Annotated in this window: 11 protein-coding genes; 1 reads left to right on the forward strand and 10 read right to left on the reverse strand. The window is 33.4% G+C overall.

Annotation, left to right across the window (positions count from 1 at the left end; all coding sequences use genetic code 11):
• Nucleotides 1–99 precede the first annotated feature (99 nt).
• A complete protein-coding gene (gene accC / locus ABHQ57_RS00520) occupies nt 100–1,536 on the reverse strand; it encodes an acetyl-CoA carboxylase biotin carboxylase subunit (RefSeq protein ID WP_167712466.1) in 1,437 nt (478 codons plus the stop codon).
• A gap of 1 nt (nt 1,537) precedes the next feature.
• Nucleotides 1,538–2,023 carry a biotin/lipoyl-containing protein gene (locus tag ABHQ57_RS00525; protein ID WP_167712467.1) on the reverse strand — a complete coding sequence of 162 codons (486 nt, stop codon included), beginning with the start codon at nt 2,021–2,023 and terminating at the stop codon, nt 1,538–1,540.
• A 493-nt stretch (nt 2,024–2,516) separates the two neighbouring features.
• Between ABHQ57_RS00525 and ABHQ57_RS00530 the strand changes: the two genes are divergently transcribed.
• Nucleotides 2,517–4,859: a TonB-dependent receptor gene (locus tag ABHQ57_RS00530; RefSeq protein WP_167712468.1), complete on the forward strand. Its 2,343-nt coding sequence runs from the start codon at nt 2,517–2,519 to the stop codon at nt 4,857–4,859.
• Between the two features lie 81 nt (nt 4,860–4,940).
• Here ABHQ57_RS00530 and nqrF read toward each other — a convergent pair whose 3' ends face one another.
• The 8 genes from nqrF to ABHQ57_RS00570 form a co-directional block, all read right to left on the reverse strand.
• Nucleotides 4,941–6,257: an NADH:ubiquinone reductase (Na(+)-transporting) subunit F gene (nqrF, locus tag ABHQ57_RS00535; RefSeq protein ID WP_047788331.1), complete on the reverse strand. Its 1,317-nt coding sequence runs from the start codon at nt 6,255–6,257 to the stop codon at nt 4,941–4,943.
• Nucleotides 6,257–7,015, reverse strand: coding sequence for an NADH:ubiquinone reductase (Na(+)-transporting) subunit E (nqrE, locus tag ABHQ57_RS00540; protein WP_099215192.1), 759 nt, complete (start codon nt 7,013–7,015; stop codon nt 6,257–6,259). The genes nqrF and nqrE overlap by 1 nt, the downstream gene beginning before the upstream one ends.
• A 31-nt stretch (nt 7,016–7,046) precedes the next feature.
• Nucleotides 7,047–7,691, reverse strand: a complete 645-nt coding sequence (locus ABHQ57_RS00545) for an NADH:ubiquinone reductase (Na(+)-transporting) subunit D (RefSeq protein WP_099215191.1) — start codon at nt 7,689–7,691, stop codon at nt 7,047–7,049.
• A gap of 2 nt (nt 7,692–7,693) precedes the next feature.
• Complete coding sequence (locus tag ABHQ57_RS00550; RefSeq protein WP_167712469.1) at nt 7,694–8,434, reverse strand: Na(+)-translocating NADH-quinone reductase subunit C; 741 nt, start codon at nt 8,432–8,434, stop codon at nt 7,694–7,696.
• Nucleotides 8,435–8,436: 2 nt separating this feature from the next.
• Nucleotides 8,437–9,642: an NADH:ubiquinone reductase (Na(+)-transporting) subunit B gene (locus ABHQ57_RS00555; protein WP_125066587.1), complete on the reverse strand. Its 1,206-nt coding sequence runs from the start codon at nt 9,640–9,642 to the stop codon at nt 8,437–8,439.
• Nucleotides 9,643–9,645: 3 nt separating this feature from the next.
• Entirely contained in the window at nt 9,646–10,998 is a 1,353-nt protein-coding gene (locus ABHQ57_RS00560) for a Na(+)-translocating NADH-quinone reductase subunit A (protein WP_167712470.1), read from the reverse strand.
• 158 nt (nt 10,999–11,156) lie between these two features.
• Complete coding sequence (locus ABHQ57_RS00565; protein ID WP_159509460.1) at nt 11,157–12,287, reverse strand: cytochrome-c peroxidase; 1,131 nt, start codon at nt 12,285–12,287, stop codon at nt 11,157–11,159.
• A gap of 31 nt (nt 12,288–12,318) precedes the next feature.
• On the reverse strand, nt 12,319–13,827 hold the full coding sequence (locus ABHQ57_RS00570; protein ID WP_167712471.1) for a DUF6850 family outer membrane beta-barrel protein: 1,509 nt from the start codon (nt 13,825–13,827) through the stop codon (nt 12,319–12,321).
• Nucleotides 13,828–13,844: the final 17 nt, after the last annotated feature.

Here is a 13,844-nt window from a genome sequence, read left to right on the forward strand (position 1 = left end):
GGCTTTCCGCTATATCTTTTGTTGGTTCTCGATACTTGCTTCGCAAACTCGAACTGACAACAAAAGGATGCCGCTGCAATCCCTAACGCACATTATGTATTAACAAGTTTTTAAAATACGTTGCTCTTTTAAATACTGCTGTAAGGCTACCTGTGCAGCAATCTTCGCTTCTTTTTCGTTTCCTGCTTCTAACAACTCAGGTGTGTAATACTTCTTTACAAAATGAGTATCAAAATTCCCTGAAGTAAACGCTTCGTGTTCGCATACGAACTTTCCAAACGGCAACGTAGTTTCTATTCCTTTTACCTTATAATTACTAATCGCTTGTTTCATTAACTCAATAGCTTCTTCGCGTGTATTTCCGTAGGTAATCAATTTAGAAATCATCGGGTCGTAATAAATAGGAATTTCCATTCCTTCTTCAAAACCATCATCTACACGAATATTTTCTCCTTTCGGATGTTGGTAGGTTTCCAACACTCCAATACTCGGTGCAAAATTGTCTAACGGATCTTCGGCATATACACGTAGCTCTAATGCGTGTCCGTTAATTTGTAAATCGTCTTGCGTGAATGATAGCTCCTCTCCTCTTGCTATTTTTATTTGTTGCTCTACTAAATCTACTCCCGTAATGAGTTCCGTAACCGGGTGTTCTACTTGCAAGCGTGTATTCATTTCTAGGAAGTAGAAGTTTTTGTTTTCGTCTAGTAAGAACTCCACCGTTCCTGCTCCTAAATAATCACAGGCTTTCGCAACTCTTACGGCTGCGGCTCCCATAGCTTCTCTAATTTCAGGAGTCAACACACTCGATGGTGCTTCTTCTACTACTTTTTGGTGGCGACGTTGTACCGAACATTCGCGTTCAAATAAGTGTACTACGTTTCCATGAGCATCTGCCAATACTTGGATTTCGATATGACGTGGTGACCCTACATATTTTTCTATAAATACAGAACCATCTCCAAAAGCTGATTCTGCTTCTGAAATTGCACGCTGCATTTGTTCTTTAATATCCGCTTCTTTTTCAACAACACGCATTCCTTTTCCGCCACCTCCTGCTGAAGCTTTGATTAAGATAGGATACCCAATTTCATTCGCTACTTTCGAGGCATATTCTACATCGGTTACCGCTTCGTCAATACCTGGAACCATTGGAATATCATAAGCTTTCACTGCATCTTTTGCAGCTAATTTACTTCCCATAACTTCAATAGCATGAGTTTTTGGACCTATAAATACAATTCCTGATTTTGCTACCGCTTCTCCAAAGGCTGCATTTTCACTTAAAAATCCGTATCCTGGGTGAATTCCATCTACATCTAACTCCTTCGCTACTTCAATAATTTTATCTCCTAATAAATACGATTGATTCGATGGTGCAGGACCAATACATACTGCTTCGTCTGCAAAAGTTACGTGTGGTGAATTTCTGTCTGCTTCCGAATAAACAGCTACCGTTTTAATTCCCATCTTTTTTGCTGTACGCATTACACGTAAGGCAATTTCTCCTCTGTTTGCTACTAATATCTTTTTCATATTATTCCATTTCTATTAAAACCGTATTCTTTTCTACTTTATCACCTGCCTGAATAGCTACCGATTTTACGACTCCGTCTCTTGGTGCTTGTAAGGTATTCTCCATTTTCATGGCTTCTAACACTAAAATTCCATCACCCTCTTTTACTTCTTGACCAATTTCAACATCAACAGAAACAATTAACCCAGGCATTGGTGCCTTGATATCGTTTTCTTTTTTCTCTGCAGCTACTTCTAAACCTAATTCATCAATCAACATATCTAATTCGTTAGAAATATTCACCTCATAGGTGTTTCCGTTGATTTGAATGGTGTATGTTTTTTTGTTGAAATTTGTTTGGAGTATGGTAGCTTGATACGATTGGTTACCATCAAGTACGTGGTAGTTATTTTGTGATTTTTCTACTATGTCTAACGCCTCTATTTGCGCTTCAGTAAAGTCAAAATCATGCGTTTTATTAACGCTCGTTTTAAAAGATTTACTCATAAATGTCTGATATTTTCACCACTAAAATATTAAAATTACAATGGAATGCATTGAGTTAAATCTATAAATTGGCTAGAATGTTTTTTTACTTCCTTGATTACTTCCTATCCATTTACTAACAACCTCAGAAAAACCCGCTATTTATCCCGCTTAATTCATATTTCATATTTACCTTTGCACTGTTCTCATAAAGGGGTGCCTTATTTGAATTACGAATTTTAATTATTAAAATAATTTGTAATTAATCATTTATAATTCATAATTAAATTCAGGCTGAGATCATACCCAACGAACCTGGAACAGGTAATGCTGTTTAGGGATTTTATCGTCATCGCGAAGTAATTTGGAAAATTACTGTGGCAATCTGTTTATTGAAGAAAAGATTACGTCGTCGTAAACTAACTCCTCGTAATGACAAATTTTAATTATTCAATGTTTAACTAAAGAATAATTACCTCTTTTTATTCGATTTTGTTTTTATAAAATGAGACCGATGTCTTTTCGTAAAAAAGTGAAGATAGTAGCTTTTTTACTCGTTGTATTCACAACATTAACAACAACCGCACAAACGTTTATTCTATCTGGTAAAATAGTTGATGCAAACCAAGAACCTTTAGTGGGTGCTACCGTAGCAATTAAAGCTCAAAACAAAGGAACTTCTACCGACTTTGAAGGTAAATTCAAATTAAACTTACCAAAAGGAACACATGTTATTGATGTTTCTTATGTGGGGTTTAAAAGCCTTTCACAAGAAGTTAAAATTACCAATAACCAACAGATTACGTTTCAATTAATTTCTAATGAAACTGTGTTAGATGAAGTGTTGGTATCTGCTGTTCGTGTAAAAGCAGATGCACCCGTAACACACTCTAACCTTGGCAAACAAGAAATTGAAAAACGTAATTTAGGACAGGATATTCCTGTGTTACTAAACTACTTACCTTCTGTAACATCCTCGTCAGATGCTGGGGCTGGTGTTGGTTATACTTATATTCGTGTACGTGGTTCGGATGCTTCTCGTGTGAATGTTACGATTAACGGAATTCCATACAACGACTCTGAAAGTCATGGAACTTTTTGGGTAAATATGGGAGATTTTGCTTCGTCTACACAAAGTTTACAGTTACAACGTGGTGTGGGAACGTCTACGAACGGTTCTGGAGCATTTGGAGCTAGTTTAAATATTTTAACCGATGCTGTTTCGGATGAAGCTAGTGGAGAAATTTCAAATGCTTTTGGTTCTTATGGAACTAGAAAACACACCGTAAAGTTTACCACTGGAAAATTAAATAATGGATTTGAGTTTGCAGGACGTTTGTCTAACATTTACTCTGATGGATATGTTGACCGAGCTTTTACCGATTTAAAATCGTATTTCTTACAAGGTAGTTATACTGATGACAATACGTTGATTAAAGCCTTAGCTTTTGGAGGAAAGCAACAAACCTATCAAGCTTGGTATGGCTTAAGTGCTGAGGAGTTACAAGAAAATCGTCGCCAGAACCCGTATACCTACGATAATGAAACCGATAATTATTGGCAAGATCATTACCAATTACATTGGAATGAGAAACTCTCTGATAACTGGTCTACCAATATTGGATTAAATTATACCAAAGGAGAAGGATATTTTGAACAGTTTAAAGAGGACAAAGATGCTGTTGATTATGGTAATGTAATTGTTGACGGAAGCGATGTTATTGTTCGTCGTTGGTTAGATAATGATTTTTATGTAGCTAATGCTAACGTTACTTATAAAACTGAAAAATTCGAGTTAATTTCTGGTGCTTCTTATAGTAATTATAAAGGAGATCATTTTGGTGAAGTTATTTGGGCTACACAATTTGCAGATGGTGCTAGCATTAGAGATCGTTACTATTTTAGTGATGCTAAGAAAAATGATATTAGCGTTTTTTCTAAAGCTACTTTTAATGTTTTTGATAATTTAAAAGCTTTTGTTGATGTACAAGGTAGGTTTATTGATTATACAACCGGAGGCTTTACTTCTGATTTAAATCCTTTAAATATTGACACTACATTTAGCTTCTTTAATCCTAAGTTAGGTTTTACTTACAGTATTAATAAAGAAAATAGCATTTATGCATCGTATGCTCGTGCGAACAGAGAACCGAACCGTGATGATTTTCAAAATGGCCCGAATGTACAACATGAAACCTTAGATGATTTTGAATTAGGGTGGCGTTTGCATAATAAAACGGTTCAATTGAGCACCAACATCTATTACATGTCGTACGACAATCAATTAATTCAAACTGGTGGACTGAATGATGTTGGAGAATATTTACGAGAAAATGTGAAAGACAGCTATCGTTTAGGAGTAGAAATTGATGCTAATATTAACATTTCAGACAAGTTTAGTATTAATCAAAACCTTACGGTAAGTAGTAATAAAATCAAGAATTTTATTTTAGATCGTGATGGTGTTCAACGCAATATTGGTACGACTAATATTGCTTTTTCTCCAAATATTATTGCTGGAAATGCTTTGGTTTATACGCCTACACAAGGGTTACAGCTTTCTTTATTATCTAAATTTGTTGGTGAACAATATTTAAGTAACACAAACACAGAAGCCTCTAAACTTGATAGCTATTACGTTAGTGATTTTAATGTTAGTTATGAATTAAAAATGAACAAAGTTTTTAAATCTATTGTTTTTACAGGATTGGTAAACAATCTTTTTGATAAAGAATATGTTGATAGAGGATATACCTATTTAAATACTTGGAATACTCCTGGAACTTCTTTTGAGGTCCAAGGATACTTTCCGCAAGCTACTAGAAACTTTTTAGTAGGTGCAACGTTAAAGTTTTAATTGGGAAAATGCTAGAAAAACAAAAAACCGAGACAATTAATTGTCTCGGTTTTTTTATATAATGTATTAAACACTATGTTTCTATCCTCCAAAGTCATCAAAACGAATGTTTTCGTCATCAAGACCAAAATCTTCACCCATTTTTTGTACTGCTTTGTTCATTAATGGTGGCCCACAGAAATATAATTCTAAATCCTCAGGACTTTCATGCTTAGATAAATATTGGTCTATTACAACTTGGTGAATAAACCCAACAAAACCATCTCCGCTTTCATCATTAATATCTTTTTTAACCTTCCAATTATCTTCTTCTAATGGCTCAGATAATGCTAAGTAGAATTTAAAGTTTGGAAAGTCTTTTTCTAACGCTCTAAAATAGTGAATGTAGAATAATTCTGCTTTAGAACGACCTCCGTACCAGTATGTTACTTTTCTACCAGTCTTTAAAGTTCTAAATAAATGATAAATATGTGAACGCATTGGTGCCATACCAGCTCCACCACCTACATATAACATCTCTGCATCAGAGTCATTGATGAAGAATTCACCATAAGGTCCAGAAATAGTTACTTTATCTCCTGGCTTTTGATTAAAAATATACGAAGATGCCACCCCTGGATTTACATCCATCCATCCGCCTTTAGCACGATCGAAAGGAGGTGTTGCTACACGAACATTTAACATGATTTCTCTTCCTTCTGCTGGATAAGAAGCCATAGAGTATGCTCTCTCTACAGTTTCTTCATTCTTCATTACTAATGGTCTTAGGTTAAATTTATCCCAATCAGCCTCAAATTTATCTGGTTCCCCTGGATGATCTTGTGGATGTGCAGAAATATCCATATCAGCATATTTTACTTCACATGGTGGTATTTCAATTTGAATATACCCACCTGCTTTATAATCCATTTCTTCAGGAATCTCAACTACAAACTCCTTAATAAAGGTTGCCACGTTATAGTTTCTTACAACAGTTGCTTCCCATTTCTTAATTCCAAAAATTTCTTCTGGAATAGAGATATCCATATCTTGTTTTACTTTTACCTGACATGCTAAACGGATACCATGTTGTAATTCTTTACGTGTAAAGTGTGGTGTTTCTGTAGGTAAAGCTTCTCCTCCACCTGAATTTACATGACACTCACATTGTACACAAGAACCACCACCACCACAAGCTGATGGTAAAAATATTTTTTCATTACCTAAGGTAGATAATAAAGTTCCTCCTGATGCTACTTCTATTGTTTTTTCACCATTGATTGTAATTTTTACAGGTCCAGATGGTGCCAATTTTTGCTTAACAAATAATAATAAAGCTACCAAAACTAAGATTACCGCTAAAAACGCTAATACTGTAATAGCAACTGTTCCTCCTGTGCTTACTTCTAAAAATACCATTATTCTGTAATTTCTTTAGTGTTATTAGCTAATTCTTCTGCCTTCTCTTCAGTCTTTTCAGTTTCCTCTACTACCTTTTCTTCAACTTCTTTCTTTTCAACCTTAACTTCAGCAGTTTCTTCTTTTTTACCTGCATCATCACCTCCTGTTAACATTCCACCGAAGCTCATAAACCCGATAGCCATTAAACCTGTAATAATGAATGTAATTCCTAATCCTCTTAATGCTGGTGGCACAGAAGAGTATCTGATTTTTTCACGAATAGCAGCAATTGCTAAAATTGCTAAAAACCATCCGATTCCTGAACCAATACCATACGTAAATGATAAACCTAATGTTGGAATTTCACGAGATTGCATAAATAAAGACCCTCCTAAAATTGCACAGTTTACTGCAATTAATGGTAAGAAAATACCTAAAGAGTTATATAATGCTGGCGCAAATTTTTCAACTATAATTTCTACTAATTGTACCATGGTTGCAATTGTTGCAATAAACATGATAAATGACAAGAAACTTAAGTCATAATCTACATATTCCTCTCCCAACCACTTTAAAGCTCCAGGTTGTAATAGGTATTGATCTAACAACCAGTTTACTGGTACTGTTACTGCTAATACAAAGATTACAGCAGCACCTAAACCTACGGCCGTTGATACTTTTTTAGATACTGCAAGGTATGAGCACATTCCTAAGAATGTAGCAAATACCATGTTATCTATAAATATCGATTTGAAAAATAATTCTATATGTTCCATTTTCTATATTTTTAATGAACACTAACTTAAGTTAGTCTTCTACTAATGCTTTATTTCTTGTACGTTGTACCCAAATAATAATACCCACAACAATTAATGCCATTGGTGATAATAACATAAATCCGTTGTTTTCGTATCCTAAAGCATACAATCCTGTTTTCTCGATAGGATCCCCTAATACTTTAAATCCTAATAAAGTACCTGAACCGAATAACTCTCTAAAGAATCCTACAATAATTAAGATTACTGCATATCCTAAAGCATTTCCTATTCCATCTAAAAATGATCTCCATGGTCCGTTACCTAAAGCAAATGCCTCAAAACGTCCCATAATAATACAGTTGGTAATAATTAACCCAATAAATACCGATAAGGTTTTACTTAAATCGTACGCAAACGCTTTTAGCACTTGGTCTACAATAATTACTAATGTAGCTACTACGATTAACTGTACAATAATTCTAATTTTTGATGGAATAATATTTCTCATTAACGAGATTACTACATTCCCTACTCCTAATACAAATAATACCGATATAGACATTACAATAGAAGCTTTTAACTCTGCTGTAATTGCTAATGCAGAACAAATACCTAATACCTGAATTGTAATTGGGTTATTATCTGCTAATGGATCAGTAATTAATGCTGCGTCTTTTTTTGATAAAAGTCCCATAATTATTTTAATGTTTTAAAGTAAGGTACGTATAATGCTAATTCTGATTTAAGCATTGCAGCTACCCCGTCACCAGTAATAGTTGCTCCTGCAATTGCATCTACCTCGTTATCATTTTTATCTTCATTCTTTGGATCGTTATTAGATTTAGATACTGCAATTCCTTTAAAAGAACCGTTGCTCATTAAATCTTCTCCAATAAAATCGTCCATAAAGTAACGTTGCTTAATGTTAGCCCCTAAACCTGGTGTTTCTCCTTTGTGATCGAAGAAAACTCCTTGAACTACCATGTTTTTATCCATTGCAACATATCCCCAAATAGCATCCCAAAGACCTTTACCTCTAATTGGAGCGATATAGAAAGTTTTTCCTTCCTTTTCACCTACAAATAATGGTAATTTTCTTGTTTTTCCTTCTTTAGCTGCTGTTTGTTGCTTTTTTACATCAATTAAATACGCTTTAGTATCTTCAGAAACGTTATCTCCTTCAATTACTAATTGTTTTTTAATGTATTTAGCAAACTCGTCTGCTACTTTATCTTTTGAAACAAACTCTACACTTGTTTCATCGTTTTCGTTTACACCCATTGCATACAAAATGTTTTGCTGCTTCTCGATACGCTTATTAGCGTCGATTGTTGGGCGAAGTGATGACGCTGTAAAAGCTAACAACGCACCCACTACTAGTACCATTCCTATTGCGAATACTACCGTATATACATTACTATCTGTCTTCTTACTCATAATTAGGCAGTTTTAGCTTTTAAACGTTTTAATCTTCTCTTAACATTACCTTGAACTACGTAATGATCAATTGTTGGAGCAAATACGTTCATTAATAAGATTGCTAACATTACTCCTTCTGGATATGCTGGGTTGAATACACGAATCATAATCGAGATAAATCCGATTAAGAAACCATAAATCCACTTTCCTTTGTTAGTTTGCGATGCTGTTACTGGATCAGTTGCCATATATACTGCACCAAATGCGAAACCTCCAATTAATAAATGTTTCCAGAAATCTAAACTCATTAATCCGTAAAACTTACTTGTTTCACCAACCCATCCCATATCAACTACTTGGTTGAAGATGAATCCCATTACTAAAGCTCCGATTACTGAAGATAACATAATTCTCCAGCTTCCAATCTTTGTAAAGATTAAGAATAAAGCTCCTAATAAAATTAATAATGTTGATGTCTCTCCTACTGAACCTGGAATAAACCCAAAGAACATATCAGAAACTGAATAGTTTAATGGTTGTGACTGTGCTAAACTTCCTAAAATTGTTTCTCCTGAAATAGCATCAGCTGTTCCAGCAGCTTCTACAGCTCCTTGAACCCATACTTTATCTCCAGACATCCATGTTGGATATGCAAAGAATAAGAATGCACGAATTGTTAAGGCTGGGTTTAAGATATTCATCCCAGTTCCTCCAAATACTTCTTTACCAATTACTACTCCAAATGCTACCGCTACTGCTAACATCCATAATGGTAAATCTACAGGTACAATTAACGGAACTAACATTCCTGTTACTAAGTACCCTTCTTCTATCTCATGTCCTTTGATTATACAGAAAATAAATTCTATTGCTAAACCAACAACATACGATACAATTACTAATGGTAATATTTTAACTAAACCGATTAGTAAGTTATCCATATTCCAAAATTCTCCAGAAAAGAAACCAGTTGCATTTGAAACGGCTTCTATTTGAAGATTATGCTGATATCCTGCATTAAACATACCGAATATTAAACATGGAACTAATGCCATGATTACTGTATTCATTGTACGTTTAAGATCATCTGCCGACTTAATATGAGTTCCTCCATGAGTAGTCTCATTCGGCATATATAAGAATGTATGAAAACCATTAAATAGCGGAGCTATTTTAGTTCCTTCATACTTCTTTTTTAAATTATGTAAGTTTTGTTTTAAGCCCATATCTTATCCTAATTCTTCTCTCATTAAATCTAATCCTTCACGAATTATTTTTTGGTGAGGTTGTTTCGACACACAAATAAATTCTGTTAACGCAAAATCTTCTGGTGCAATTTCGTAAGCTCCTAATCCTTCCATTTCGTCAAGATCTTTATACATACAAGCTTTTAATAATTGCATCGGATAGATATCTAACGGGAAAATTTCTTCATAAGAACCTGTTACTACAAATGCTCTATGCTCTCCGTTAGTATTCGTATCTAAGTCATATTTTTTCTTTGGGTTTAACCAAGAAAAAGTTAATGCTCTAGAAGTAGATATTTTATTAAAAACTGGCTTATTCCAACCAAATAACTCATAGTCATCTCCTTCTGGGATAGCTGTAATTAAGTTATCGTAGTATCCTAAGAAACCATCTTCTTTAACTTCTAAACCACTTAAAACATTTCCACTAATTATACGAGCATTATTAGCGTCTAAATTTCCTTTAACAACATCAGCAATTTGCGCTCCTGCTTTTGCAGTTACGTACTGTGGTTTGTTAAACTTAGATCCTGCTAATGCAATTGTACGAGTAATATTAAACTTTCCAGTTAATAACAACTCTCCTATTACTACTAAATCTTGAGGTGTAACTACCCACACAACTTCTCCTTTGTTAATAGGATCAATTTGTGCTATTTGAGTACTTACATTCCCTACTGGGTGTGGCCCTGAAACTTTATGTAGCTCAACTCCTTTCACATCTTTAAACGGTGATAGTGTTGAGTTTTTAGCTACAGAAACATGTACTTTACCTGCTGTTAATTTTGTTAACGCTGTTAAAGCTGCTTGTAATTCTGCTTCTTTGCCTTTTAACGCATAATCATAATCGGCTGCTAAAGGTGCACTTGCATAGGCTGATACAAAAATTGCTTTTGGTGCTTGATTAGGGTTTGCAACCACGTCGTACGGACGTTGTTTTACAAACGGCCAACAACCTGAAGCAAACAAGTGGTTTTTCACCTCTTCTCCAGACATTGCGTCTACATCTTTCTTACCAAAATCTTTGTATTCCTGCTGTGCATCAGCAGTGATTTTAATTGCTAAAACTTTTCTTCGTGCTCCACGAACGATTTCTGTAACTTTACCACTAACAGGACTAGGGAATAAAATACGCTCATCACTTTTTGAATAAAAAAGTGCTTCACCTGCTTTTACTTCTGTACCTTCTTTTGCTAAAATTTTAGGAATAACGCCGTGAAAATCATCTGGCTTTACTGCAAACAAACTACCTAATTGAAGTTCAGTAGTTATCTGTTCTGCCTCGCCAACTAGCTTGATATCCAAGCCCTTCTTAATACGGATGTCTTTTGACATAGGAACTGATTAATTTGATTTTCTTAAAAACACGCAAATTTAAAAATTTTGCATCCCTTTGCAGAACAAAACCTTTCTTATCTTTAAAAAACAACATTATTTATACTTATTCTAAATTAGCTTTTACTTTTTTAAGCTTCTTATTGTAGAACAAACAGTCATCGTGGTACTTCTGGAATCTCCATTTTGTACTTTGTTCCATTTAAAGCTTTTAGAAAAGCTACTAAGTCATTAATTTCTTCATCGGTTAAGTTTAAAGGTTTCATTAACGGGTCTACCACAGGAAACAATGAGTCTTTCTTTTTTTCTTCAAAAGATGGGTTTAACATCTGCATACCACTGTTATACATGTTTACCACTCCTGTTAAGTTATCAAAAAAACCATTGTGCATCCATGGTCTTGTATTAAGTAGATCTCTTAAAGAAGGGGTTAAAAATTTTCCAACATCTTCACTATTCTTCGTAACATTATAACGTCCTAGATCTTCTTGTTCTCTCTTGTAATATGTTAATCCTATATTATGAAATTTTTGATCTGTAAAAAATTGCCCATGATGACAATTCATACATCTTGCTTTTGTTCTAAAAAGATGTAACCCTTTAATTTCAGAATCTGTTAATGCTTTGTAACTTCCCTTCATAAATCTATCTACCTTACTAGGTTGACTTTTTATAGTTCTCTCAAAAGCTGCAATTGCACTTAAAACCTGCTCTATTGTTATATTTTCTTTTTTATAAACCTTTTTAAAAAGCTCTTCATATCTTTTTACTTTTTGAAGCTTACCAGGTAGTTCATCAATATTCATATTCATTTCATTATGAGCTGTTATAGGCCCCAGTGCTTGATTTTCTAAAGAAGCTACTCTACCGTCCCAAAAAAAGATTTTTTTTGATGCTACATTTAAAATTGTAGGTGCATTTCTAGAGCTTTGTAAATGATTATGACCCGTAGATTTTTCGGTATGAGTTGCCCATCCCATTTCTGGATGATGACAAGAACTACATGATATTTGATTTGAGGACGATAATTTGGGATCAAAAAAAAGTAGTTTACCTAGCATAACTTCTGGCTTTTTTATGTCTTCGAAATAATTGTAATTTATTTCTATGGGTTTCATTTCTTGCCACTCAACCCCTTCGTCAATGATTGGTTTTGGCCATTTTGAAATTGGTTTTTTATATAAGTCAACTATGGAATAACCTTTGTTTAATTTTTCTTCTTGTGAATTATGTTGCTTGCATGAATACAACACAAGGATAAGAATAAGGTATTGTAAAAATCGTGTCATTTTTTGTTGCAAAAGAAAATAAAAGGAGCATTTAAAAACTTACTCCTGTTGATATTGTATATAAATTATTTATTGCAGTGTTAACTAGAGCTGTTTCTGTATTAATTCCAACGAAAACATTAATTTTTTCCGCTACACTATAATCTAGCTTAAGTTTTACTCCTGAATTAATATAATTAGAGTTTAGTAATTCATTATTTTGATGAAGCATGTTTGATATGGAAACTTGATTATCGTTTCTTAACAAAGATTTCCCTTTTAAAACAGCTTTATAATTAAAGTTTACTACTGCAGAAAACAATATTTTCTCATTAACACTTGTTGTATATCTAGAGACAAATCCGACATTAAGATTATCAACATACTGGTAACTTCTAATTAAAAAATAGTCTTCTTTGTATTTTTGATAGTTAATATATGGAGAGAAGTACATAAAATACTTTTCAGCGTCTTTATAGTAAAGTGTACTTAATTGATAAGTAGTGTTATTTAGTTTGTAATTTTCGTTTTGACCTATAATTTTGAGTGTTGATCCAGTTCTTGAAGAAAGAATAGACTCTAATCCTTTTTTTTCTTGAACCTGATACATTAGTTTAACCCCAAAAGTTTGCCCTTTTTTCGTAAACAATTTTACCAAAGAAGCGTTTATATCGTTGCTTTTTAAGCTAGACAACTCTGTAGATACTGCTTCACTTAAAAATTTACTTATTTTCAATTGTTTTGTGTTTACATACAGCCATAAATCATTATTTTTTATTGGCTGTAACTGCATTCCTAAATTAAATCCACTACCATCATAAAAAACACTTTTATAAGTTCCTCTTACAATATCATTAAAATATCCTAAACCATTTAAATGATAAATCTCTGGTACTGAAATTTGATTAAAAAAACGAATATCATTGGATTGTGTATATTTCTGAAAACCTGCATGAAGCCCTAAGTCAACCCCAAAAAGATCTTTAAAATATACTCCTGATTTTATTTGAAAATTTGAACTTACGTCTTTTACTCTTGGATCTCTACTTCTACTAGCTAAGCTTGCTTTGTATTGTAACTGTGTTCCAAAATCTATTTTTTTAGTTGTTTTTGCATACCCTCCTAAAAAGTGATAACGCTCGTTACTTAAGTTTCCTCCTACCGAATCTGCTGTAATGTATGGATAAATCAAATCATAATCGATAGCTTCATTCCATACTTTATTTTTTTCTTCAATATTACTATAACTGGCTTTACCCCAAACTGTTTTTGTACTATCTATCGGATAAAAAGATGAAGCGGATATTTTAAAACCACTTTCTTTTCTTGGTTTTTGAATAGTATACATTTCATTAGCAGCATTAGAGTATGTTGCTTTTAATCTTGAAAATTGTCTAGTACCAAAACCCTGCATTAATGCAGGGTTTTGAAAAATATTTTTATAAAATTGTTTTTGATTATTGTGTTGTTTTATTTTTTGTAGCAGTTTTATATTTTCTTGTGCAAAAAACTTACCACTAAAAAGCAACACAAGACAAAAAAATATTATTTTAATTTTCATTTTTTGTTATATTAAAA

The sequence above is a fragment of the Tenacibaculum sp. ZH5_bin.1 genome, assembly GCF_042865525.1.
GTDB classification, from domain to species: Bacteria; Bacteroidota; Bacteroidia; order Flavobacteriales; family Flavobacteriaceae; genus Polaribacter; species Polaribacter mesophilus.

Coding starts and splice junctions, on each gene's coding strand:
- ABHQ57_RS00545 (WP_099215191.1), bottom strand. CDS start 7,691: ATGGGACTTTTATCAAAAAAAGACGCAGCATTAATTACTGATCCATTA.
- ABHQ57_RS00530 (WP_167712468.1), top strand. CDS start 2,517: ATGTCTTTTCGTAAAAAAGTGAAGATAGTAGCTTTTTTACTCGTTGTA.
- ABHQ57_RS00550 (WP_167712469.1), bottom strand. CDS start 8,434: ATGAGTAAGAAGACAGATAGTAATGTATATACGGTAGTATTCGCAATA.
- ABHQ57_RS00555 (WP_125066587.1), bottom strand. CDS start 9,642: ATGGGCTTAAAACAAAACTTACATAATTTAAAAAAGAAGTATGAAGGA.
- ABHQ57_RS00560 (WP_167712470.1), bottom strand. CDS start 10,998: ATGTCAAAAGACATCCGTATTAAGAAGGGCTTGGATATCAAGCTAGTT.
- nqrF (WP_047788331.1), bottom strand. CDS start 6,257: ATGGTATTTTTAGAAGTAAGCACAGGAGGAACAGTTGCTATTACAGTA.
- nqrE (WP_099215192.1), bottom strand. CDS start 7,015: ATGGAACATATAGAATTATTTTTCAAATCGATATTTATAGATAACATG.
- ABHQ57_RS00525 (WP_167712467.1), bottom strand. CDS start 2,023: ATGAGTAAATCTTTTAAAACGAGCGTTAATAAAACGCATGATTTTGAC.
- ABHQ57_RS00565 (WP_159509460.1), bottom strand. CDS start 12,287: ATGACACGATTTTTACAATACCTTATTCTTATCCTTGTGTTGTATTCA.
- accC (WP_167712466.1), bottom strand. CDS start 1,536: ATGAAAAAGATATTAGTAGCAAACAGAGGAGAAATTGCCTTACGTGTA.
- ABHQ57_RS00570 (WP_167712471.1), bottom strand. CDS start 13,827: ATGAAAATTAAAATAATATTTTTTTGTCTTGTGTTGCTTTTTAGTGGT.